General features: G+C 46.1%; 18 protein-coding genes. 6 read left to right on the top strand and 12 right to left on the bottom strand.

The window, feature by feature from the left end; genetic code table 11:
• Positions 1 to 170 precede the first annotated feature (170 nt).
• On the top strand, positions 171 to 1238 hold the full coding sequence (degS, locus tag AACR11_RS22015) for an outer membrane-stress sensor serine endopeptidase DegS (RefSeq protein WP_009697598.1): 1068 nt from the start codon (positions 171 to 173) through the stop codon (positions 1236 to 1238).
• A gap of 38 nt (positions 1239 to 1276) precedes the next feature.
• Here the strand turns inward: degS and parC are convergent, their stop codons facing one another.
• The 6 genes from parC to nudF all read right to left on the bottom strand — a co-directional run bounded on the left by parC (position 1277) and on the right by nudF (position 8304).
• Positions 1277 to 3565 (bottom strand): DNA topoisomerase IV subunit A, encoded by a 2289-nt coding sequence (parC, locus tag AACR11_RS22010; protein WP_005447746.1) that lies wholly within the window; start codon positions 3563 to 3565, stop codon positions 1277 to 1279.
• Between the two features lie 3 nt (positions 3566 to 3568).
• Entirely contained in the window at positions 3569 to 5449 is a 1881-nt protein-coding gene (gene parE, locus AACR11_RS22005; protein ID WP_005447744.1) for a DNA topoisomerase IV subunit B, read from the bottom strand.
• Between the two features lie 254 nt (positions 5450 to 5703).
• Positions 5704 to 6288, bottom strand: coding sequence for an esterase YqiA (gene yqiA / locus AACR11_RS22000; RefSeq protein ID WP_079324453.1), 585 nt, complete (start codon positions 6286 to 6288; stop codon positions 5704 to 5706).
• A gap of 54 nt (positions 6289 to 6342) precedes the next feature.
• Positions 6343 to 7149 carry a 3',5'-cyclic-AMP phosphodiesterase gene (cpdA, locus tag AACR11_RS21995; RefSeq protein ID WP_079324451.1) on the bottom strand — a complete coding sequence of 269 codons (807 nt, stop codon included), beginning with the start codon at positions 7147 to 7149 and terminating at the stop codon, positions 6343 to 6345.
• A gap of 61 nt (positions 7150 to 7210) precedes the next feature.
• The gene (locus AACR11_RS21990) at positions 7211 to 7654 is read right to left on the bottom strand and encodes a DUF1249 family protein (protein WP_005395930.1); all 444 of its coding nucleotides are present in this window, start codon (positions 7652 to 7654) and stop codon (positions 7211 to 7213) included.
• The gene (gene nudF / locus AACR11_RS21985; RefSeq protein ID WP_005450390.1) at positions 7654 to 8304 is read right to left on the bottom strand and encodes an ADP-ribose diphosphatase; all 651 of its coding nucleotides are present in this window, start codon (positions 8302 to 8304) and stop codon (positions 7654 to 7656) included. Before nudF ends, AACR11_RS21990 begins: the two co-directional genes overlap by 1 nt.
• 229 nt (positions 8305 to 8533) lie before the next feature.
• Between nudF and tolC the strand changes: the two genes are divergently transcribed.
• Positions 8534 to 9856 (top strand): outer membrane channel protein TolC, encoded by a 1323-nt coding sequence (gene tolC / locus AACR11_RS21980; protein ID WP_005450392.1) that lies wholly within the window; start codon positions 8534 to 8536, stop codon positions 9854 to 9856.
• A gap of 206 nt (positions 9857 to 10062) precedes the next feature.
• On the opposite strand, the gene hldE is transcribed toward tolC, so the two are convergent.
• The 3 genes from hldE to AACR11_RS21965 form a co-directional block, all read right to left on the bottom strand.
• Entirely contained in the window at positions 10063 to 11493 is a 1431-nt protein-coding gene (gene hldE / locus AACR11_RS21975) for a bifunctional D-glycero-beta-D-manno-heptose-7-phosphate kinase/D-glycero-beta-D-manno-heptose 1-phosphate adenylyltransferase HldE (RefSeq protein ID WP_005450394.1), read from the bottom strand.
• A gap of 77 nt (positions 11494 to 11570) precedes the next feature.
• Entirely contained in the window at positions 11571 to 14414 is a 2844-nt protein-coding gene (gene glnE / locus AACR11_RS21970; RefSeq protein ID WP_079324449.1) for a bifunctional [glutamate--ammonia ligase]-adenylyl-L-tyrosine phosphorylase/[glutamate--ammonia-ligase] adenylyltransferase, read from the bottom strand.
• A 120-nt stretch (positions 14415 to 14534) separates the two neighbouring features.
• Complete coding sequence (locus tag AACR11_RS21965) at positions 14535 to 15791, bottom strand: methyl-accepting chemotaxis protein (RefSeq protein WP_005450397.1); 1257 nt, start codon at positions 15789 to 15791, stop codon at positions 14535 to 14537.
• Positions 15792 to 15839: 48 nt separating this feature from the next.
• Between AACR11_RS21965 and AACR11_RS21960 the strand changes: the two genes are divergently transcribed.
• Positions 15840 to 16658 carry an ion transporter gene (locus tag AACR11_RS21960; protein ID WP_079324447.1) on the top strand — a complete coding sequence of 273 codons (819 nt, stop codon included), beginning with the start codon at positions 15840 to 15842 and terminating at the stop codon, positions 16656 to 16658.
• A gap of 25 nt (positions 16659 to 16683) precedes the next feature.
• Here the strand turns inward: AACR11_RS21960 and AACR11_RS21955 are convergent, their stop codons facing one another.
• On the bottom strand, positions 16684 to 18216 hold the full coding sequence (locus AACR11_RS21955; protein WP_009697592.1) for a CYTH and CHAD domain-containing protein: 1533 nt from the start codon (positions 18214 to 18216) through the stop codon (positions 16684 to 16686).
• A gap of 205 nt (positions 18217 to 18421) precedes the next feature.
• On the opposite strand from AACR11_RS21955, the gene AACR11_RS21950 reads away from it, so the two are divergent.
• The 3 genes from AACR11_RS21950 (at position 18422) to AACR11_RS21940 (ending at position 21298) form a co-directional block, all read left to right on the top strand.
• Positions 18422 to 19102: a TIGR00153 family protein gene (locus AACR11_RS21950; RefSeq protein ID WP_005450406.1), complete on the top strand. Its 681-nt coding sequence runs from the start codon at positions 18422 to 18424 to the stop codon at positions 19100 to 19102.
• Between the two features lie 130 nt (positions 19103 to 19232).
• Positions 19233 to 20492 (top strand): inorganic phosphate transporter, encoded by a 1260-nt coding sequence (locus tag AACR11_RS21945; protein ID WP_005450407.1) that lies wholly within the window; start codon positions 19233 to 19235, stop codon positions 20490 to 20492.
• Positions 20493 to 20686: 194 nt separating this feature from the next.
• Positions 20687 to 21298, top strand: a complete 612-nt coding sequence (locus AACR11_RS21940; protein ID WP_005450408.1) for a TIGR04211 family SH3 domain-containing protein — start codon at positions 20687 to 20689, stop codon at positions 21296 to 21298.
• 107 nt (positions 21299 to 21405) lie between these two features.
• On the opposite strand, the gene AACR11_RS21935 is transcribed toward AACR11_RS21940, so the two are convergent.
• Together AACR11_RS21935 and AACR11_RS21930 are read right to left on the bottom strand one after the other, a co-directional pair.
• Positions 21406 to 22131, bottom strand: a complete 726-nt coding sequence (locus AACR11_RS21935; protein WP_009697591.1) for a general secretion pathway protein GspB — start codon at positions 22129 to 22131, stop codon at positions 21406 to 21408.
• Complete coding sequence (locus tag AACR11_RS21930) at positions 22131 to 23759, bottom strand: ExeA family protein (RefSeq protein WP_009697590.1); 1629 nt, start codon at positions 23757 to 23759, stop codon at positions 22131 to 22133. The genes AACR11_RS21935 and AACR11_RS21930 overlap by 1 nt, the downstream gene beginning before the upstream one ends.
• Between the last annotated feature and the right edge of the window lie 61 nt (positions 23760 to 23820).

The raw sequence follows: 23820 nt of genomic DNA, 5'->3' as shown, positions 1-23820 counted from the left end.
AAACGTGCGTTAACCACATCGATATTCGTGATAACGCTCGAACACTTTACCTCTTATGTCATGGTTTTATAAAAGGGTAAGACGATTACGTCTTGCCCTTTTGTTATTTTTCAATGTAATGCTATCCTTCAGTTTTCTATGCCAATTGGGCGCTCAATCATGGAGAGGTTATGCTTAGCTTTTTGTTACGTTCTGTCTTTTTAGGCTTAGCAACTGCCATCATCGTATTACTCGCCGTTCCATCTTTGCGCAGCAATGTTATTCCTACAGCACTCAGCGATCCGCAGCCGAGCAATATCGCCTCGCTCGAAGTCTCTTTTAACCAAGCGGTAAGAAAGGCAGCGCCAGCGGTTGTGAATATCTATAGTCGCAAGTACGTCGAAAACGACCGAAGCAAGCTTTCAACTCAGGGCTTGGGATCTGGTGTGATTGTTAGCGAGAAAGGCTACATCATTACTAACTATCATGTCGTCGCCCAAGCAGACCAAATAGTGGTCGCACTGCAAGATGGTCGTGTTGCTGCAGCTCAGTTGGTCGGTACGGACAAGCGTACAGATATCGCGATTTTACGCGTTGAAGGCTCTAATTTACCTGTCATCCCACTGAATCCTGATTACAAGCCTCAGGTTGGTGACGTGGTACTGGCTATCGGAAACCCATACAACTTAGGTCAAACCACGACGTTTGGCATCATCTCAGCAACAGGACGCTCATCGATCAGCGATGGTCGTCAAGCCTTCATTCAAACCGATGCGGCAATCAACGAAGGTAACTCTGGCGGCGCTTTGGTCAACACTCAAGGTGAACTGGTAGGCATTAATACGGCTTCATTCCAACAGGCTACAGACCTTGAGACCTACGGCATCTCTTTTGCGATTCCGGCTCCTCTGGCGAATAAGATCATGCAAAAGATCATTGCTGATGGTCGCGTGATCCGTGGCTACATTGGTATTGACGGACAGGATATCAATGCGGTTACTGCCCGCTTACTAGGTAACCAGCACATTGGCGGTATTGTCGTCCTAGGTATTGATCCAAATGGACCTGCAAGTGCGGCTGGCTTTGAAAAGCAGGACATCATTATCAGCATTAACGGAACCAAGGTGCAAGGTCGTCAAAGTGTGATGGATATTGTTACTGACTTGCGTCCAGGCACCAGCGTTGATGTTGGTATTATCCGCAAGGGTAAAGAAATGAATTTGAAAGTAACCATCGCCGAAGACAAACAAGAAGCATAAAAAAATCCCAGCCATTGGCTGGGATTTTTGTTTGTGCGTTATTCGCTATCGCTCGGCTCTTCTGAAACCTCTGAGCTTCCACCCATTTCAATTTCAATTCGAGTTACGCGCTGCAAACCTCGCGGTAGCAAGCTGCCTCGACGTCCGCGTTCACCACGGAAGTTCTCAAGATCAGCAGGTTTCAAACCTAACTTTCGCTTACCTGCATAAAGTGTAAGAGACGCACCTTGTGGCAGAGCCATCAAGTGAGAAAGCACCTCTTCACGTTCTTTCGCCTTCGCTGCTGGGATGTTGATGATCTTGTTACCCTTACCTTTCGCTAATTGCGGTAGGTCTTTGATTGGGAACAACAGCATACGACCTTGATTCGTAATAGCTAGAATTTCATCTGAATCCAAGTCTGCAATCGTCTTTGGTGTCATCACCTCAGAGTTTGCAGGTAGAGTCACCAATGCTTTACCGCTGCGGTTCTTAGATAGCAAATCTGAACCTTTACATACAAAGCCGTAACCAGCATCAGAACCCACCAGCCATAGCTGATCTTCTTCACCCATGATCACTTGGCGAATATTGCTGCCTGCGGTGATATTCAAACGACCTGTTATTGGCTCGCCTTGACTTCTTGCAGACGGTAATGAATGCGACTCAAGTGAGTAGCTTCGACCATCACTGCCAAAGAACACCGCTTGCTGGTTACTCTTACCACGCGCATGTGCTAAGTATTGGTCACCAGACTTGTAGCTCAAGCCTTCAGCATCCACATCGTGACCTTTCGCGTGACGAATCCAACCTTTCTCAGAAAGCACAACCGTGATTGGCTCACTTGGTACTAGGTCGCGTTCAGTCAATGCTTTTGCTTCTGCACGTTCAACCATTGGAGAACGGCGGTCATCACCATATTTCTCTGCGTCTGCTTTGATTTCTTTCTTCAGTAGTGTGTTCAGACGACGCTCAGAACCTAGTAGCTGTTCTAGCTTCTCACGTTCTTTCTCTAGCTCGTCTTGCTCACCACGGATCTTCATCTCTTCTAGTTTTGCTAGATGACGAAGTTTGGTATCTAGAATTGCATCCGCTTGGATATCGGTAATGCCAAAGCGTTCCATCAGCACTGCTTTTGGATCGTCTTCAGTACGAATGATCTCAATCACTTCATCTAGGTTTAGGTAAGCAACCAACAAACCTTCCAAGATGTGTAGACGAGCCATTACTTTGTCTAGGCGATGTTGTAGACGGCGACGTACAGTCGTACGACGGAACTCGATCCACTCAGACAGAATTTGTACCAGACCTTTAACTTGAGGACGGTTATCCAAACCAATCATGTTCAAGTTAACGCGGTAGCTGCGCTCAAGATCCGTAGAAGCGAACAAGTGGTTCATCAACAGATCGCAATCAACGCGGTTTGACTTCGGAACCACAACGATACGCGTCGGATTCTCGTGATCCGATTCATCACGAAGATCGTCAACCATTGGCAGCTTCTTAGCACGCATTTGGTTAGCGATTTGCTCAAGTAATTTTGCACCTGATACTTGGTGTGGCAGAGAAGTGATCACGATATCTGAACCTTCTTTGTGCCATACCGCGCGCATCTTGATGCTGCCACGACCGTTGCGGTAAATCTTCTCAATATCTGCTTGTGGCGAGATGATTTCCGCTTCTGTTGGGTAATCCGGACCTTTAACGAACTGCATCACATCAGGCAGTTCCGCCTTCGGGTTGTCGATCAAATGAATGGTCGCATCCGCCACTTCACGAACGTTGTGAGGTGGAATATCCGTCGCCATACCAACCGCGATACCGGTTACACCGTTTAGCAGAATATGAGGCAGACGTGCTGGCAACATTTGTGGCTCTTTCATCGTGCCATCAAAGTTAGGTTGCCATTCAACTGTACCCTGACCTAATTCGCCTAACAGTACTTCGGCAAACTTAGACAGTTTTGCTTCGGTATAACGCATTGCTGCGAATGATTTCGGGTCATCTGGCGCACCCCAGTTACCTTGACCGTCAACCAATGGGTAACGGTAAGAGAATGGCTGCGCCATCAATACCATCGCTTCGTAACATGCAGAGTCACCGTGCGGGTGGTATTTACCCAACACGTCACCAACGGTACGTGCGGATTTTTTGTATTTTGCTGATGCCGAAAGACCAAGCTCCGACATAGCGTAAATGATGCGTCGTTGAACCGGTTTCAGGCCATCGCCAATGTATGGCAATGCGCGGTCCATGATCACGTACATCGAGTAGTTCAGATAAGCGTCTTCGGTGAACTTGCGCATTGGCAACTGTTCAACGCCATCGTAAGTAATTTCTGTAGACATCCGTTAAACCTCTGCCATATCGCCGTTGTTTTGCAGCCAAGAACGACGATCATCTGCTCGTTTCTTACCAAGCAGCATGTCCATCATTTCCATGGTCGCCGCCGAGTCATCGATGGTTAGCTGAACCAAGCGACGCGTATTTGGATCCATGGTCGTTTCGCGCAACTGAAGTGGGTTCATCTCACCCAGACCTTTGAATCGTTGCACATTGATTTTGGCTTTCTTCTTAGACAAGCGCTCTAATACACCATCTTTTTCGTCATCGTCTAAGGCATAGAATACTTCTTTGCCACAGTCGATACGGTATAGAGGCGGCATCGCGACGTAGATATGACCAGCTTCAACCAGCGCACGGAAGTGACGAGTGAACAGCGCACATAACAGCGTTGCGATGTGCAAACCGTCCGAGTCCGCATCGGCAAGGATACAGATTTTACCGTAACGAAGGCTGTCTAGGTTATCGCTGTCTGGGTCAATACCCAGAGCAACTGAGATATCGTGCACTTCTTGAGATGCAAGCACTTGGTCTGCAGAGACTTCCCACGTGTTTAGGATCTTACCGCGTAGTGGCATTACCGCTTGGAACTCACGATCACGAGCTTGTTTAGCAGAACCGCCCGCCGAGTCACCCTCCACGAAGAAGATTTCGGTGCGGTTGAGATCTTGCACAGAACAGTCTGTCAGTTTGCCTGGTAGAGCAGGACCTGATGCAACCTTCTTACGCACAACCTTTTTACTAGCACGCATACGGCGGTGGGCATTCGCGATACACACTTCCGCTAACTGCTCAGCCAGTTGTGGCTTTTCGTTCAACCATAGGCTGAATGCATCTTTTACTACACCAGAGACAAAGGCAGCCGTTTGACGAGAAGACAAACGCTCTTTGGTTTGACCGGCAAATTGCGGGTCTTGGATCTTAACTGACAGGACGTAAGAACAGCGGTCGAAAACGTCATCACCAGTTAGCTTCACACCACGAGGTAACAAATTGCGGAATTCACAGAACTCACGCATCGCATCAAGCAAACCTTGGCGTAGACCGTTAACGTGTGTACCACCTTGAGCGGTAGGGATAAGGTTCACGTAACTTTCCGTGATCATCTCGCCGCCTTCCGGCTGCCAGATTACCGCCCAGTTTGCCGCTTCAGTTTCTGCTGAGAACTCACCAGTAAATGGTTCTTCAGGTAGAACTGGATAACCTTTCACACCTTCCGCTAGATAGTCTTTAAGACCATCTTCGTAGTGCCATTTGTAGTCTTTGTTGTTTACTTTATCGGTAAACGTAATCTCTAGACCCGGGCAAAGTACTGCTTTCGCACGTAGGTTGTTCACCAGACGCGTAACAGAGAAGTTTGCGGAATCAAAGTACTTTGCATCTGGCCAGAAATGCACGCTGGTACCACGGTTACGACGACCGCATGTCCCTGTGACAGTTAGGTCAGAAACCTTGTCACCATGCTCGAAAGCAATCTCATAAATTTGACCGTCACGACGAACCGTCACTTCAACACGCTTTGATAGCGCGTTTACTACAGAGATACCTACACCATGCAAACCACCAGAGAATTGATAGTTCTTGTTGGAGAATTTACCACCCGCATGAAGCTTACATAGGATCAGCTCAACGCCTGATACCTTTTCTTCTGGGTGTATATCAACAGGCATGCCTCGACCATCATCGATCACTTCTAGTGATTGGTCAGCATGTAGGATGACTTGTACTTTTGAGGCATGTCCGGCAAGCGCTTCATCGACACTGTTATCGATAACTTCTTGGCCCAAGTGGTTTGGGCGCGCTGTATCCGTATACATCCCTGGTCGGCGACGTACTGGCTCTAAGCCATTCAGTACTTCAATGGCACCAGCATTATATTGTTCAGTCATAATACGGAATTGTTCTCAAAGTTTACTTGTAACCCGAGCCTCGCATTCACGCGAGCTGTACTCGAGAAACGAAAAAGCTACCCCGTCTGCACATTTATCTAAAGATAAAGAAGATGCATAACAAAGTAGTCAGGGCTTAAATACCCTTAAGATCTTTTTGGCAAAACATAGTCGGAAAGCATATCGACTATGTCAAGAAACAGTTGGATATATCAATAAAAACTATGAGCCTATTCCAATCCGTCTCTTTAGTATTACAGTTTTAAGAATTCAATGATTTGAGCAGGATAACGCTCAAAGCCTACAAAACTGTGATCACCGCCCTCTTCTACCGTTTGCGTCGCTTGTGCGAACTTTTCTACGGCTTGGCGATAGTCTAAAACCTCATCTTCGGTTTGTTGTAAAAGCCAAAAGGATTGAGGCGACGCGATGCTTTGTACATCAAGAGCTTTTAGCTCGTCAATATGACAAGCTTCAAGTGTATAGGTTTCATGCGTGTAGGGGTTAGTTTGCTCCCCTAAATAGTCCACCAGCAACTCATACGGCTTTACCGCGGGGTTAACAACCACTGCTCTAAAACCAAACTTATCGTTGAGCCAAGTAGACATGTATCCACCCAATGAGCTACCCACCAAGCCGATGTTGTAGTCACCTTTGTATTGCTCAATGATATCGAGCAAGCATTGTGCAGCAAGTTGAGGGGAGCATGGTAACTGAGGCACGATGACTTTTATATCTGGACGTTGCTGCTCACAATACTCTTTCATTAAGTTCGCTTTCATCGAAAGCGGTGAGCTGTTAAAACCGTGAATATAAAGCAGCAAAGAAGGTTGGCTCATGGTTGCCTCATGTAAAAAAGTAAGCCCGAACATAAAGTTCGGGCATGGTAATGATTAGTATCCGCTTGAGGTAAAGTCTGGCTGGAATTGACCATCTGGTAAACGGTTAACTTGTGTCGAGATGTCACCGTTACTATGTAGTTCTAATTCCCGCCAGCCTGGTGACTGTGTATCTAATGCAAAGTCATCAGAGTTCGGCTTGAATTGTACACATGTTGAAGGCGTTGCCATCACACGAATACCTTTGTGAATAATGTTCATATCCTGATGAACATGACCACAGAGAATACCCTTCACATTGTCAAATCGGTCTACGACCTGCCAAAACGCCTCTGCGTCTTTCAGCGTGTGCTGATCTAGCCAAGCACTGCCCACTAAAAGTGGATGATGATGCAAAAGCACCAACGTATGTCGCTGCGGATTTTCTGCGAGCTTTTCTTCAAGCAAAGTCAGTTGTTGATCGCTTAATCGCCCATGAGGAACGCCAACCACTTGTGAATCCAGCAGAATTACCTGCCAATGGTCACCCATCTTTAGGTGTTCAACAGCTTGAATTTGAGGGGATGGTAGCACACTACCCATGTTTGGCTTGTAGTCATGGTTGCCCGGAAGCCAAAAACAATCTTTTTTCAGCGGCGAGATACCCTCAGCAAAACGCTGATATGACTCTGCACTATGATCTTGTGAAATATCGCCTGTAGCCAAGATGTATTCAAATGGCACTTGACGATGAAGAATCTCTTTTACCACGGCTGCAAAGCTGTCGGCGGTTCTTACGCTCAGCAAACTGCCCTCATCTGCCTCAAACAGATGAGTATCCGTGATTTGTAATAGCTTTATGCTGTCACTAGATGGTTGCAAAATGAAAACCTGATTCGTCCACTATATAGTTTTTTGTTATTTTTCCTTAGTGACGTGACAATCAATTGAAGGCAAGCGGCGTTCTACTAATGCCACTTCGTAAACAGAATGTCAGCCATTCACCAAGAAACGTATTAAGCTGATGCTTTTCATCTTTCTGCATCAACTGGTCGTTGGGATAATCATATTTAGCTTTAATGCGAGAAAACTCTCCGCTTGAGCATACTTCAGCTACTCTCGCATCGTGATAAAGCCTGACAGACATCGTCGGTAAAGGAAACACTGGTGTTTCATCACTCTGACATATCTCAACAACTGTGGTGTATTTTGTGATTTCATTCACGGTCAGTTGATAAACCATATTCGCCGCCTGATAACAGCGTACGTCACCAACTTCGGCAGAGGCAGGCAGCAAAGCGTTCAACTTCGCATAGTTGGTCTCATAAGTTCTCATAAGACCTGCTAAGTCGACATGGTATCTTTGCTTTTCAGCTACTTGCGCCATTACTTACTCTCCACCATAGGGGATTTACCCCATTGTGATGTCAATTCTTGATGATTTAACTGCAACCATTGAAGCGCAATGATTGAAGCACCATTTTCAAATTTGCCATCTTTCACCCACTGATACGCAGTTTCACGGCTCATTACATGGACTCGAATATCTTCATTCTCATAGTCTAAACCATGAATGCCATGCGCTTTAGATGCATCGACTTCACCAATGAACACATCAAGCTTCTCTGAGCAGCCGCCCGAAGAGGGATAATAAGAGGTAACCGAAGCAACACGTCCTACTTGAATGCCCGCTTCCTCTTCTGCTTCTCGACGAATCACAGCTTCTGCTGATTCATCTCGATCAATCATGCCAGCAACAATTTCGAACTGCCATGGGTGCGAATGCTCTAATGCTCCAACGCGGATCTGTTCGATGATCACGACTTGGTCAGTCACGGGGTCATACGGGAGCATGGCTGCAGCATGACCACGTTCGAACATTTCTCGTTCGACAATCCCACTCCAGCCACCGGCGAATAATCTATGCTTAAAACGGTATTTCACCATTTTAAAGAAGCCTTTAAATACGGTTTCTTTTGAGATTATTTCCACATCTTGGGGAGTAAAGTCATTCTGTTGCTTGTCACACTGTTGCATTCAACACCTCTCTGAGTGAATCTTGTAGTTTACTCATTGTTATTCGCTTGCTCAAAGGACTTGGCTCAACTTTTTGTACAATAGTTATAAATTATTTTAAGCAATTCTCATTTATTTATTGCACAACTGGATAATTACGTGTAAAAAAGTGCAAAGTTTCGAGTAAATATCGTCCAAATTGAGTTAAACTACTGAGAATTAACCAATCTATAGACCGCGGGAATAGAAAATGAAAAAACTGCTTCCACTATTTATCAGTGCAGCGCTAGGCAGTATGAGTACATCTGCATGGGCAGACTCTCTTGCTGAAATCTATGACTTAGCAAAACAAAATGATCCTCAATTGCTCAGTGTAGCAGCGCAGCGTGATCAAGCTTTTGAAGCAATCAACTCTAGCCGCAGTGCCCTACTACCACAGATCAACTTGACAGCAGGCTACGACATCACTCGTGGCGACAGAGATCTAGATGCAGGCGGAAAAACGTCTACTGACGAAAATGTACTGTCAGCAGGTGTTGGTTTTACACAAGAGCTATACAACCGTGCATCTTGGATCACGCTTGATACCGCAGAGAAAACAGCTCGTCGTGCCGACGCAAACTATGCCGCAACACAACAAGGTTTGATCCTTCGAGTTTCTCAAGCGTACTTCGAAGTGCTACGTGCACAAGACAACCTAGTGTTCGTTCGTGCAGAAAAAGCAGCGGTTGGTCGCCAACTAGAGCAAACTAAACAACGTTTTGAAGTTGGTTTGTCAGCAATCACTGACGTACACGATGCGCAAGCACAATACGATGCTGTACTTGCAGACGAAGTATTGGCGGAAAACTCGCTAATCAACAGCTACGAATCGCTACGTGAGATTACAGGTCAAGAGCACAAGAACCTAAACGTTCTAGATACAGCTCGCTTCTCTGCAAGCCGCTCTTCTGAAGCTGCTGAAACATTGATTGAAGAAGCGAAGACAACCAACCTAAGTCTATTATCTGCACGTATCGGACAAGACATCGCGCGCGATAACATCTCACTAGCAAGCTCTGGTCACCTGCCAACGCTTTCGCTAGACGGTGGCTACAACTACGCAGATACATCTGAAAGTGTTACAGATAACACGACTGACGGTTTCAAAGTCGGTGTTAACTTAGCAGTTCCTCTATACACTGGTGGTCGTACAACGTCTGAAGTGAAACAAGCAGAATACGGCTATGTATCAGCAAGCGAAGAGCTGGAAAAAGAATACCGTAGTGTTGTGAAAGAAGTGCGTGCACAAAACAACAACATCAACGCTTCTATCGGCGCACTAAAAGCGTACGAACAGTCTGTAGTGTCAGCGCAATCTGCACTAGAAGCGACAGAAGCCGGTTTCGATGTAGGTACTCGTACTATCGTTGACGTATTAGACGCAACTCGCCGTCTATACGATGCAAACAAGAACTTGTCAGACGCACGTTACAACTACATTCTTGCTGGTCTTCAGCTACGCCAAGCGGTAGGTACATTGAGCGAGCAAGATATCCTAGATGTTGATGCAGGTCTTAAGCCAGCAAAATAAATGTCTCATGTATACCCAAGTAACCTCGAGACGCTTAGTTCAGCGAGAATGACTTTGGTATAATGCATAAAACGCCAGTTGAGCTTTCAACTGGCGTTTTTTATTGCGAGCTATTTTGCTAAGCATTACATTCCAAAAAACAATTACGATCAAAAAAGGTCGCCCATAGAGCGACCTTTTCTTTAAGAATCGAAAGCAAGGAAGGCTTAGCCTTTACCGCCTTTGATGGCATTGATGATTTCGCTAGTTGAGCAACCATCTTCAAAGTTCAGCACGCGAACCTCACCGCCTGCGGCAATCACTTCTTTACCACCAGCGATCTCTTCAGGCTTGTAATCACCACCTTTCACTAACAAGCTTGGTAGTACTTCCGAAATAAGGCGTTGAGGCGTGTCTTCGCTGAAAGGCACAACCCAATCAACAGCACCTAAACCAGCTAACACAGCCATACGACGATCGGTTGGGTTTACTGGACGACCAGGACCTTTTAGACGTTTTACCGAATCATCCGTGTTTACCGCAACAATCAAGCGATCACCAAGTTCTGCAGCGTGGTTTAAGTAAGACACGTGACCAGCGTGTAAGATATCGAAACAACCATTAGTCATCACAACCTTCTCACCTTTCGCTCGTGCTTTCTTCACGGCTTCAATCAGAGCTTGCTCTGAAATCACACCGTAATCTGTATCTTGGCTACCGTGAATGGCTTCTGCCAGCTCAATTTCAGAAAGCGTTGAGGTACCCAATTTACCAACCACAACACCTGCCGCTGCATTGGCTAGAGCACAAGCTTCTTCAAATGATTTGCCTGCGGCAACAGAAGCCGCCAATACAGAGATCACAGTATCGCCCGCACCAGTTACGTCATAGACTTCCTTTGCTTGAGTCGGTAGATGGAATGGTTCCTGACCACGACGGATCAGCGTCATACCATTTTCACTGCGCGTTACCAATAGAGCTTCAAACTCGAACTCTTCTACTAGTGCTAGCGCTTTTTCTACCAGCTCTTGCTCTGACTTCACCTTACCAACAACATCTTCAAACTCTTTCATGTTTGGTGTCAGTAGCGTTGCACCACGGTAGCGTTCGAAGTCTGCGCCTTTCGGGTCGATGAAGACTGGGATATTCGCGGCACGTGCTTTCTGGATGTAAGCCTGTACATGCTCTAACGAACCTTTCGCGTAATCAGACATGATCACAGCTTTCACGCTTGGCAAAGCAGTTTCCATACGAGATAACACAGGTTCAGCATCGGTGTTTTCAAACTTGTCTTCAAAATCCAGACGAATCAATTGCTGACCACGGCTCATCACACGTAGCTTAGTGATGGTTGGGTAATCAGGCAGCGCGACGAAATCGCATTTTACTTTTAGCGAGTTCAGCGTTTCAGTCAGAACTTTCGCTGGCTCATCCATCCCCGTTAGACCAACAATGTGAGCGTGACCGCCAAGTGAGGCAATATTCATTGCCACGTTCGCAGCACCACCCGGACGCTCTTCATTATTTTCTACTTTCACAACAGGTACTGGCGCTTCAGGAGAGATACGTCCAGTCGGGCCATACCAGTAACGATCTAGCATGACATCGCCGATGATAAGCACACCAGCGCTGTTGTAATCAGGTAGAATTGGTTTCATTATTGGTCTCCAAAAATTAAATCGTGGTGAGTTTAACACAGCCTTTTTCTAGGCTGAACCTTGTGCACTACTTCTGCTTAGGCAAACCATTGATTCCATGCTTGCTTCACCCACTCTCGCTCTGCAATAAATTTCTCTTCTGCCACATCGGCATCTAAGTTAAGCAAGTTTCGACGATGAATTTCATCGCGCATTGATGTGTATGCGCGTGTCAGTTGCATCGCTTGATCTTCATCCATGACACCTTGTGCGATTAGAGTTTCAAAAATACGTACATTATCGCACCAGCGAATGAGCTTAGGCTTACTGTGACTGTAGTTGAGCACAAGGTATTGAGCGAGAAATTCAATATCGGTAATGCCGCCGTTATCTTGCTTAAGCATAAAACGACCGGACTTTTTCCCGCCAAGATGGTCACGCATTTTCTCACGCATATCGACCACTTCTTTCTTTAACGTGTCTTGGTCACGCGGTTTACACAACACATCATGGCGAGTGTTATGGAAGGCGATCGCCAAAGGCTCATCACCATAAATCATACGAGCACGCACAAGAGCTTGATGCTCCCACGTCCAGGCATCTTTATGTTGATAATCATCAAATGCATCTGTTGGGCTGACTAATAAGCCTGAAGCACCAGATGGGCGTAAGCGAGTATCCACTTCATACAGAATGCCTGATGCTGTACGAGTTGAGAAAATATGGATGATGCGCTGCGCTAAACGAAGATAGAACTGGCGACCATCGATTTCTTTTTTACCATCGGTATAAACGTTAACTGGGCAATCGTGCATGAACACAATATCAAGGTCTGAGTTATAACCCAGTTCCCAGCCGCCGACTTTCCCGTAACCAATCACGGCGAAGCCTTTGCCTTCACGATCTTTCACATGCGTTGGCTCGCCATACTTTTCCGACACTTGCAGCCACGCTTGGTTCACTACCGCTTCAACGATCGCTTCCGCCAAATACGTTAAGTGGTCACTCACTTTCATGACGGGCAATACACCAGCAATGTCTGCCGCTGCAATACGTAAGATACAGATTTGCTTAAACTGACGCAGCGCTTCCATTTGCTGCTCCATATCATCTTCAGGAATACGGGCAAGAAAGTCGCGCAATTCAGTTTGGTAACTGTCTAATGGAATAGGGTTGTAAAGATGCTGAGGGTCGATCAACTCATCAAGGAGAATTGGGTAACGCGATAGCTGCTCTGAAATCATAGGACTGGCGGTACATAAACGAACCAGTTGTACCAAGGCTGCCGGATGTTCATCCAACAATTCAAGATACGTTGTACGAGTACAGATGTTGTGCAGCAAGTGCAAAACACGTGGCAAGCCGAATTGCGCATCTGGGTGGGCAAATACCGCATCAAAGACTTTAGGCATCAACTTAGTCAGCACTTCACGACCACGCGGTCCAAGTGTTTTCTTTGCCAAGTCCGCTTTGAACTGCATGATGGTTTTTGCTAACTCTTGTGAATTTTCAGCTTTAATGTCCTCTTGTAGAACGTGTTCAAGCACATCTTGTTTGGTCGCCATGTCCCACAATTCGTGGAAATGACGAGCCACCGCTTCTGTTTCATCTTCTTCGTCATCACCGATTAAGCTTTCAAACACCTTGTGGACATTTGCCATGTGTTGTTGGGTTTGAGCAATGAGCGTATCCCAAGATTCAAAACGCATCGCCGTAGCAAGTTTCAATTGCTCATCTTCACAATCCGGCAAGGTTTGCGTTTGCTTGTCTGCCATGGCTTGCAACAGGTTTTCTAGCTGGCGCAGATATTTATAGGCAGCTTCAAGATTATCAACCTCTGATTGAGTCAGCTGACCTAGCTCACCAATGGCATTCAAAGTTTCTAGTAAACCACGACCACGTAAAGAAGGTTCACGACCACCACGAATTAACTGGAACACTTGAGCGATAAACTCAATCTCGCGAATGCCGCCAGCACCCAGTTTAATGTTGTTACTCAAACCGCGACGGCGCACTTCACTGCTGATCATTGATTTCATGCGGCGCAGGGATTGAATCGCGCTAAAGTCGATATAACGGCGGAAAACAAACGGACGCAGCATCTGGCGCAACTCTTGATATTGCGGATACATTTCACTGCCCATCACACGCGCTTTGATCATCGCGTAACGTTCCCAATCTCTTCCTTGTTCTTGGTAGTAATCCTCTAGTGCCGCATAGCTCATTACCAACGGACCACTCTCACCAAACGGACGCAAACGCATATCTACACGGTAACAGAAGCCGTCAAAGGTTTGTTGGTCGAGCGCTTTAATGATGCGCTGCCCTAAACGGGTAAAGAATTGCGCATTAGCAATGCTGCGGCGCGCGCCTTGTGTCTCACCGTTTTCTGGATAAGTAAAAATCAGATCGATATCAGAAGAGAAGTTCAGCTCGCCGCCACCAAGTTTACCCATGCCGATGATCAGCATAGGCTGCGCTTCACCTTCTGCATTGGTTGGCGTGCCCCATTCATTGCAACAAATCTTGTATTGCCATTGATAAGTTTCGAAGATCATCGCTTCAGCCAGTTGAGACAAATGGCAAAGCGATTCTTCTAACGTCCAAGTATGGGTGAAGTCTTTCCACGCAATGTAAACCATTTCGCGGTTACGGAACTGACGCAACACACGATGCCCAGCCATCTCATCTTGGCATCCAGCCAATAGCTCTGCTAGACGAGCACGATACGCTTGTTGTCGACTGCTTTCTGCCAACATGTTTGGCAAGTCTTGCGCGAGTTTCTCATCGCGGTGAATCGCTTCGGTAATGAACTTACTTAGACCAGACACAAAACGAAACTGTTCGGCAATCTCGGTAGGCCATTGTTGAAAGTATCCCGCTTGCTCAGCATTTTGAACCGCGGAATCCACGACAGAAATCAGTGACGAAGGCAGCTGCATTTTTCTTCCTTGTTTGAAAAGCACTGTGGTTTGAGAGGTATACACTCTTTTATACCAGAGTTGACATAAATAAAAACGCCCACAAAAGGTTTGTGGGCGTTTTATCAAAGCTTACAGAAACTAGACTTCGAAAGATTTAATCTTCTTATCTAGCTCTTCGGCGTTGCTTTGCATCATCTCAGAGGTTTCCAATAGCTCAGTCACGACCACAACTGAAGCTTCAACAAGCTCACGAACATTGGTTAAGTTTTGACTCATTTCCTCTGCAACGCTGCTTTGTTGACCTGACGCCGTTGCGATTTGGAAATTCATGTCGTTAATCTGCGTCACCTGCCCAACAATGCCATCCAACTCGCTACCAGCATTTGATACCAGCTCTACCCCTTCTGCTGCTTCAACAACACTTTTCTCCATCAACTCCACTGCTGAGGTGGCACTTGATTGAAGCTGAGTAATCATCTCTTGGATTTCAACGGTTGCTTGCTGAGTGCGTTGTGCAAGGTTACGAACTTCATCTGCAACGACAGCAAAGCCGCGACCAGCTTCACCAGCTCGCGCCGCTTCAATTGCCGCATTCAGTGCAAGCAAGTTAGTTTGCTCAGAAATACCTTGAATGGTGCCAACGACACTACCAATTGCGTCAACACGCTCTTCTACTTGGTTAACGGCACTTGCCGAAGACGCGATATCGGAAGACAGTTCACTCATCTTAGAGACCGTTTTCTGCAAGAACTGCTGACCAGTCACGGCTTGCGTTGATGCCTGCTCGGTCAATGAAGATGCCGTCTGCGCATGATCCGCAACCGTTTGAACTGTCGATGACATCTCACTCATTGCGGTAGCAAGTTGATCGATCTCGTTGAACTCTTCTTGTGCCGACTCTTTCGTTTCCGACATACTCAATGTCATCACTTCGGTCAACGTTGCAAGCTCATCAGATGCGTTGATCTGCATTTGGATGACATCATGCAACTGACGACGGGTTTTCTCTAGCTCACGTGCTACGTCACCGTATTCGTCTTTACAATCCATACCAAATGGCACAGAAAGATTTTTGCTTGCCATTAACTTGATTGCATCGTTCAAGTATTGTGTTTGTCGTAGCATGACACGAGCTGCTGCAAGCAGTAACACCACAAACACCACAATCAACAATGCAGTTTGCCAAGCCACTTGTGTTAAGTAGGCTTCATAGTGCTGTTGGGCAACTTGTTCATTTTGCGTTGCTGCAAGTAATGAGTTGTAGAAGGTACTTGCGTCCCACAATTGCTTTGCCACAATCAAGATGGTGCTGAATACCATCAACATGACCATTTTCGGAACGAGCTTGATGTCGGATATCACCCTTTCCCACGGCTTAAATGCCAGCTTTTCCATTGTCAGTTCTCCACCGAGTCTTATATAGTCTTTGTATTACTTATAGTTATGCGCGCGATTGGCTCTAGTTGCGCGATTTATTTCGAGCTTCGTATGAAAAACTATGATATCAAAGACAGCACCAAACCGATGGGGTTGCTATCACTAATATTGTCCTTTATGGCGCTATTTGTGATCTCAGGCCTGTTGTTTTTCCCACTTGATCACGAAACCCGTCAAGTTCTTATCGGTCTGGATTTTATAATCTGTAGTATTTTTCTACTGCAGCTCATCGTAGATTTGATCCGAGCCACAGATCGTTGGTCATTTCTCAAGCATCACTGGATTGATTTTGTGGCGAGCATCCCAATGATTGAGCCTTTGCGCTTCGCTCGCTTATTTCACATCCTGCGTGTCATTCTGGTCTTACGCTCTTCAAAGTTCATTCTTTTCCAGCTCAAGCAAAACCGCCGTGAAACTACATTAGCGTCTATTCTGCTGTTAATGGTGGTTCTCATCACTCTTGGTTCTAGCGCCATGTTGTTTATTGAAGGGCAAAACCCTGAAGCCAATATTCAAACAGGAACAGACGCTTTGTGGTGGGCATTTGTCACTATTTCGACCGTTGGCTACGGCGACCACTATCCAGTCACGACAGGAGGCAAGCTGCTTGCCGTACTGATCATCATTTGTGGTGTCGGCATCTTCGGTATGATTTCAGGTTTGATCACGTCGATCCTAACCGCACCGACCAGACAACAGGACAATCGTTCTAAGAATAAAGAGAAGCTCTTGGAGCAAGTATTAGAAAGGCAGGAGCAGATCTTAAATCGACTGCAGTCCATCGAAGATGAACTGCAAGAGCAAAAACAACAGACAAAAAAATAGGACCAGAGGGTCCTATTTTTTGCTCTTATTCTTGCCAGTATGGCTCGACTTCAACACTGATTGCGCGAGTCTGATCCATGGCATGCAGGATGGAACGTTCTTGGCGGTGCAGCCAGCGCTCTAACTGCTCTTGTTCTTCCCCTTCTAACATGCCAATTAATGGCAGAAGGTGATTAAGCATAAGCAGGTCGTCGATACCATGCACTAGGTCTGCCCATGGTAAACGGAAGGTATTGCGCTCTTCTGCATCGTACAAGCTCGCAAAACCAATACCGGTGTACAAGTTACGTAAAAGACGGTATCGCTGATCCACATACTCTTGAGCCGAAAGTTCTCGCTCTGCGGGGAAAGCTTCCATCAGCTCAGCCCAAGTGCGATCCAACTGCTTCACTGAGAAAGGTTGAATGTTGCTCGACATCTTTTCGCGCGCTTTATCATCCAAAAATGGCTGCCAACCACGCGTCAGAATCCAACGGCTCAAATCCAATAACAAACCGGTGTAACGTGCAGAGCTTAATAGCTCTAACACCGCTTCGCGGCTTGGCAACTCGCCCAGTTGTTGTGTCAACTCAGAAACAAGGAACTTACGCGCATCAAGTTTGCGCAGCACGTTGCCTTTATCATCTAGCAGCTCTTCTAAGTGAGCGTGTTCATCTAACCATTCAAGCTCTTCTTCTAGCCATTTCATTTCTTGGCGAAGAATTGCACTTGCTCGACGCGGCACCATGCTGCCAAAGATAGTAAATGTCTGGCGGATAAAGCGAATCGCATTAACGATTTCACGTAATGCTTCAACGCAATCACGCTCAGTGTAGATTTGCTCATGGTAATGCCAGTGCGATAGCGCATGCTCTAGCGAATTAATCAGGCAATACTCGACTGTGTCGTTTTTCGTGCTGTCCACTAATGCTAGTGGTTTGACTTCATCACCAGCGTAACCACTGGCTAAGCGATAGCCTTTCGCAGCTTTACTCAGGTTACCAAGGCGCATACCACCTGCCTCACACAAACTGCGAGCAAGGGTAAACAAAGCGTCTGTCTGACCCGATTTCAGCTCTAATTCAACTTCACAGATAGGATCTTGCTTCTCTTCTCCATCCGTACCTTGAGCAATCACAGCTCCTTGGTCGAATGCAACTTCGATTTGGCTACCATCAGGCATCCCAATCAACCATTGTTCACGAGTAAAGTTGGTAGAAAAGAGCGGCGTCAGTTCCGCTTGTAGCGTAGCGACATCTTTGCCAGAAGGCCAGATATCAGAAGGATGAAGCGTGAGGTCCGGCTCATTACTGGTGTGCTCAGCATTGTATTCTGGTCTTTGATGAAGGCCTGCAACAACGCGTCCTGCTGTTTTTACAGTCTGGACAAAAACATCATCAAAACGGCGAATTCTTAAACCAATGTCGTGCTTTCTTAACCATTTATCAGCGGTATCAAAGTAGGTGTTACCCAAATCACGACTACTGTGCTGAAGTACTTTTGTTTCGGAAATTTTAGCTCTTAAAGTCTCTGAAAATTCAGGAGAAACAAAAAACTTCAGTTCTATCTCGGTTTCCATAGCTATACCTTTCAAAGCAGATAGAAACAGGATATTGCCTAATTTCTCACACGGCAAGAAAGAAATATCACCCGAATGATGATCTAAAACAGTTTTAATGAGCGATTTAATGCGTTAACATGCGCGCCTTTATAGCCATCGTTCAACATTTCGCCAAGAAATGGTGTATGTTTTTTTAAGGTTATAGTTATTAGGTTGAATGACCATGCCAGTAAATACAATTATGGGGTTATTTGCAAAGTCCCCAATTAAGCCTTTGCAGCGCCACGTTGTGTGTGTCAACGAATGTTGTTCACACCTGGTTAAGTTCTTTGAAGTATCTTCAAAGGGTGACTGGGAAAAAGCAGCTGAAATCCGTGCTCAAATTTCTCACCTAGAGAAAGAGGCGGACGTGCTAAAACGTGAAATCCGTCTAAAACTGCCTCGCGGTTTGTTTATGCCAGTCGATCGTACTGACATGCTTGAGCTTCTAACTCAACAAGACAAACTTGCTAACCTGGCAAAAGACATTGCTGGCCGTGTATATGGTCGTCAACTTGTCATTCCTGAGGCTCTCCAACCAAACTTCCTCGCATACGTTCAACGTTGTCTTGATGCGGCTGATCAGGCGCAAAAAGTAATTAACGAACTTGATGAACTTCTAGAGACCGGCTTCAAAGGCCGTGAAGTAACGCTCGTTGCTGAAATGATTCATCAATTGGACGTGATTGAAGATGATACCGATGCAATGCAGATTGAACTTCGCCAACAACTGATGGTGATTGAATCTGACATGAACCCTATCGATGTCATGTTCTTGTACAAGATTCTTGAATGGGTAGGTGGTATTGCCGACCAAGCGCAGCGCGTAGGTGCTCGTTTGGAAGTCATGCTATCTCGATCTTAAAACATAAGTTAACGACATAACGAAGAGCATTATTCACGCGTGTCAGATAGACGATGACAAAATTCACCGTCTTATGGGCTGACGCGCGCAAAATTTTGCTCCGCTTGTTATAAAACAACTAGGTATTACGATGGATATCCTTGCGAACTACGGCACTGTCCTGATTATTGTTGCAGCGATTTTTGGTTTCATGATGGCGATTGGTATTGGCGCGAACGACGTTGCTAATGCTATGGGTACATCTGTTGGCTCAAAAGCGCTAACCGTAAAACAAGCAATCATCATTGCGATGATCTTTGAATTTGCGGGTGCATACCTTGCAGGCGGTGAAGTAACCGACACTATCCGTAAAGGTGTTATCGAAACATCTCTATTTGCTAGCCAACCTGATATTCTTGTCTACGGCATGATGTCAGCGCTTCTTGCAGCTGGTACTTGGCTTCTACTTGCTTCTTACATGGGCTGGCCAGTATCGACTACTCACTCTATCATCGGTGCAATCATCGGTTTTGCGTGTGTGTCTGTAGGTACTGAAGCAGTTGATTGGAGCAGTGTACAAGGGATTGTCGGTAGCTGGATTATTACTCCGGTTATCTCAGGCTTCTTTGCTTACGTCATTTTTGTCAGCGCACAGCGTCTGATCTTTGATACTGAGAACCCACTATTCAACGCAAAACGTTTCGTTCCAGTTTACATGTTCATCACGACGATGGTGATTGCACTTGTAACTATCAAGAAAGGTCTGAAACACGTAGGTCTGCACCTTAGCAACGGTGAAGCATGGATGTGGGCAGCAGTCGTATCTGCAGCAGTAATGGCTGGCGGTTACTTCTACATTCAGAAGAAATTTGCTAACCGTGAAGAAGACCGCAGCTTTGCTGGCGTAGAAGGTATCTTCAGCGTACTAATGGTTATCACAGCGTGTGCTATGGCATTCGCTCACGGTTCAAACGACGTAGCTAACGCGATCGGTCCACTGTCTGCAGTTGTATCAACTGTTGAGCACATGGGTGAAATCACAACGAAGAGCTCAATCGCATGGTGGATTCTTCCTCTAGGTGGTTTTGGTATCGTTGTTGGTCTAGCAACACTAGGTCACAAAGTAATGGCAACAGTTGGTACTGGTATCACTGAACTAACACCAAGCCGTGGCTTTGCTGCTCAGCTAGCAACAGCATGTACAGTAGTTCTAGCGTCAGGTACAGGTCTACCTATCTCTACAACGCAAACACTGGTTGGTGCGGTTCTAGGTGTAGGTTTCGCTCGTGGTATTGCAGCCCTTAACTTAGGCGTAGTTCGTAACATCGTTGCATCTTGGATCGTTACACTACCTGCAGGTGCACTACTAGCAGTCGTATTCTTCTACGGCATCCAAGCGATGTTCTCGTAACACTGCTTTAGCGCGAAGCGCTGGGTCAATACAATGTAAACGCTTTGTCATTATTGACTCAAACGCACAGAAAGGGAGGCTTTGCCTCCCTTCTTTGTTGCACCCAAGTTTGAAACTGCATAATATTCGTCTATTTCCGGCTCCAATAATTCGGTGCCAAAGCTGTATCCAAGAAAATCGTTAAGGGATTTACTGTGAAAAAACTAATCATCACGGTTTTGTTTACTTTGCTAGCAGCGCCAGCGGCACTAGCGGCAGACCGTTATATTTCTGATGACCTATTCACTTTCATGCACTCTGGTCCAAACAACACTTACCGTATCATGGGTAGTGTTAACGCAGGCTCTAAAGTACAACTTCTTCAAACAAACAAAGACACGGGTTACACCCAAATCCGTGATGCGCGCGGTCGTACTGGCTGGGTTCAAAGCAAGTTTGTAACTAACCAAGAGAGCATGGCAATCCGCCTTCCTCGCGTTGAGAAAGAACTGAAAGAAGTGAAAGAGCAACTGGCAAACGCACGCCAGAACTCAGACACAGAAAAAGCGGGTCTAGTAACGTCACTAGAAACACGCAACCAACAAATTTCTGATCTAGAGAAGAAATACTCTGAAATCAGCGACCAGCTTACTTCTGTTGAAACAGAGAACCGCGAACTTCGCGCCAAACTAGACACACAAAAAGACGACATGTTACTGAAGTACTTTACTTACGGTGGTGGTGTTGCAGGTCTAGGTCTACTGTTTGGTTTGATTCTTCCTCATATCATCCCACGTAGAAAGAAATCACCAGCAGGTTGGGCGTAATCACCTTACTCTGAATCGGTAAAAGAAAAGCCAGTCGAACTCGACTGGCTTTTTTGTTTTGTCTGTTTAGTCCTGAATGACACAGAGAAAGAAACGATAGGATGCCTCTAGCCTTTCCATTCATACAAAGCAGGGATACGGATCTGCTCGCCTTGGAATTCGACAATGACCGCTTGAGGTTGGATCTCTTTTAAGGTCACTTGCCCATCGACAACATCGCCTTGGTGGTACTCAACATTGTTAATTTTCACCCAACGTCGCTTTACATCACTTGAGTACATGTGAGTTTGTAAGTTAAGAGCAGGCAAACGACCATGCCATTGTTGAGCTTCTCGCTCTAAATCGTCAACAGACGAGCTATCGTTTGTCGATGGCTGGTCATCGTTCGCAAGCGCGTTCTCTACTTTCAAAGCAAGGTCAGGCGACAATGAGGACAAATCAAGATCATCTAAAGATAAACCAAGGTCATCACCACTTCGCATTGTAGGGCTTGTTTTTACTGTTTTCTGAGGCTCGTTGAGTAGCTCTTGCTCACCAGGAACGGCGTCATTACTCGCATACTCTTCACCAATAAAGGTACCAATGTCCTGTGAGAGCTCTGCTGTTGGCCATTCACGCTGAAGCTGCGCCAATTGGGGCTCTTCAGGATAACTCAAGCTTTCAAAGTTAGTCGTAGATTTAAGCTCGACCAATGCATTGGTTGCTTGTGCTTGTATCTCTGTTGCCGCTGGAGCTATGCCCTCTTGAGCAAATAAGTCCAAATACCAAGCAGCACCGACTGCCGTAATACTTACCGGCAATAAAAAGAGCCCCACATGCTTCATGACTGACATTATGCGCCCTCCTCTTTAATCTGTTTCAAGGCAGGAGCATCAGTTTGCACGCTCTGCTGTAAGCGCTCTAAAGTTCTTTGGCCAGCAATACCATCAACGCCAATGCCCTGCCAACGCTGGAACAATTCCACTCGCTCTTTTAATGCAGCATCAAAGATGTCCGTGCCTAATGGCTGTTCATTCACCGCTTGAGCGAGAAGGGTATCCAATACTTCAATTGCTGGACCTTCCATATCTAAACGTAGGGTCTCTCTCAGAGGAGCTTGCCACAATTCAATAATATTGCCCTGCCACAATGGTTTAAGCCATGAAACAGGCAATCGCAAACGTTGGCTACCATTAAGAACTTCCACCTTGTCATTTCCAATCGCGTACAACAGGACGTAACCCACTTGTCCTTGGTAATTCAGCTCTAAGATGACAGGGCGATTTTGTTGCACTAACAACGGCCACGTTGCCATTTTACGCTCACAACGCATGGTTGATTGCGGTTCAGACAAACACAAGTTGTCACGAACAGAGGCACGATAGCCCCACAGCTTGTACAGTTCATTAACTGCCAAGTTCGATTGCGTCTGCTCTAAGAGCATATTGCGTTGTTCACTGGTGAGTTGCTCGTTCATCTCTGCGATTACAGGTTGCGATGTCGTCTGAGCAACTTGAATGGGATTAGATTGGATACTGGTACTAACTTGAGATGGCATTTTCTGCATCACTGCCCAACCAATACCTACCGCGGCAAACACGCCAATCGCAGCAGAGCCCCAAGTAGGCCATTCAAAGCTACGACGGACAGGCTGGTCTTGCTGGTAAATTTCGGCTTGGAACTGCATCACCTCTTCACAAGCCTGATGTACTGTTTGCTTATCAACCACAACATTACCTTTGTGGTAACTCAGGTTTAACGACTTATCACAAATCAGGTTAATCAAGCGTGGGATGCCGTGACTGTACTTAGCAATCAATTTGGTCGAGCTACGGTCAAACAACTGTTTATCACCACCAGCAGTATGCAGGCGGAAAGTAATATAGTCCGCAGTCTCTTTCTCATCGAGTGGTAGTAGGTGATATCGACCAGTAATCCGTTGAGCAAGTTGACGCAATTGAGTGGTTTGCAGCAAGCGTTGCAGCTCTGGCTGACCAACTAACAGCACTTTGAGGAGCTTTCTGGTATCCGTTTCTAAGTTGGTTAATAAGCGAAGCTGTTCAAGCACATCAGCGGCTAAGTGCTGAGCCTCATCAATCACCAATAAGGTCGTCCAGCCCATTTTATGATTGCGCAATAAGTAATCATGAATCGCTTGGTTAAGCTGCTTGAGGCTCGCTTCTTCGGGGTAGGTGACTTTGAACTCGTCACAAATAGCTTCAAGTAAATCGCGGCTTGAGAAGGTCGGATTAAGGATCAAGCCCGCTTTCGTATTCTCATCCAAGTTTGCCAGCATGGCTTTAGCAACCGTGGTTTTACCTGTCCCTACTTCACCGGTTAGCATGGCAAAACCACCACCATCGCCTAACCCCGCCTGCAGATGCGTAATCGCCTCTTTATGACGTTGACTCAGATACAGATAACGCGAGTTTGGAACTATGGAAAATGGCAGTTCAACAAACCCGAAAAAGTCCTTATACATTAGGATCTCCAGCTAAAACCCACCCTCAATCAAATCGGGTATTTCCTTATTAGACTTAAAC

The organism is Vibrio sp. L85, assembly GCF_963871815.1.
Lineage (GTDB): Bacteria > Pseudomonadota > Gammaproteobacteria > Enterobacterales > Vibrionaceae > Vibrio > Vibrio harveyi.
Note: the sequence above shows the minus strand (reverse complement) of the source record. Positions and strands in the feature narration are given on the sequence as shown.

Coding starts and splice junctions, on each gene's coding strand:
- AACR11_RS21965 (WP_005450397.1), bottom strand. CDS start 15,791: ATGGAAAAGCTGGCATTTAAGCCGTGGGAAAGGGTGATATCCGACATC.
- hldE (WP_005450394.1), bottom strand. CDS start 11,493: ATGAAACCAATTCTACCTGATTACAACAGCGCTGGTGTGCTTATCATC.
- degS (WP_009697598.1), top strand. CDS start 171: ATGCTTAGCTTTTTGTTACGTTCTGTCTTTTTAGGCTTAGCAACTGCC.
- AACR11_RS21935 (WP_009697591.1), bottom strand. CDS start 22,131: ATGTCAGTCATGAAGCATGTGGGGCTCTTTTTATTGCCGGTAAGTATT.
- glnE (WP_079324449.1), bottom strand. CDS start 14,414: ATGCAGCTGCCTTCGTCACTGATTTCTGTCGTGGATTCCGCGGTTCAA.
- AACR11_RS21990 (WP_005395930.1), bottom strand. CDS start 7,654: ATGGCGCAAGTAGCTGAAAAGCAAAGATACCATGTCGACTTAGCAGGT.
- parE (WP_005447744.1), bottom strand. CDS start 5,449: ATGACTGAACAATATAATGCTGGTGCCATTGAAGTACTGAATGGCTTA.
- AACR11_RS21950 (WP_005450406.1), top strand. CDS start 18,422: ATGCCAGTAAATACAATTATGGGGTTATTTGCAAAGTCCCCAATTAAG.
- AACR11_RS21930 (WP_009697590.1), bottom strand. CDS start 23,759: ATGTATAAGGACTTTTTCGGGTTTGTTGAACTGCCATTTTCCATAGTT.
- AACR11_RS21945 (WP_005450407.1), top strand. CDS start 19,233: ATGGATATCCTTGCGAACTACGGCACTGTCCTGATTATTGTTGCAGCG.
- nudF (WP_005450390.1), bottom strand. CDS start 8,304: ATGCAACAGTGTGACAAGCAACAGAATGACTTTACTCCCCAAGATGTG.
- tolC (WP_005450392.1), top strand. CDS start 8,534: ATGAAAAAACTGCTTCCACTATTTATCAGTGCAGCGCTAGGCAGTATG.
- yqiA (WP_079324453.1), bottom strand. CDS start 6,288: ATGAGCCAACCTTCTTTGCTGCTTTATATTCACGGTTTTAACAGCTCA.
- parC (WP_005447746.1), bottom strand. CDS start 3,565: ATGTCTACAGAAATTACTTACGATGGCGTTGAACAGTTGCCAATGCGC.
- AACR11_RS21960 (WP_079324447.1), top strand. CDS start 15,840: ATGCGCGCGATTGGCTCTAGTTGCGCGATTTATTTCGAGCTTCGTATG.
- AACR11_RS21955 (WP_009697592.1), bottom strand. CDS start 18,216: ATGGAAACCGAGATAGAACTGAAGTTTTTTGTTTCTCCTGAATTTTCA.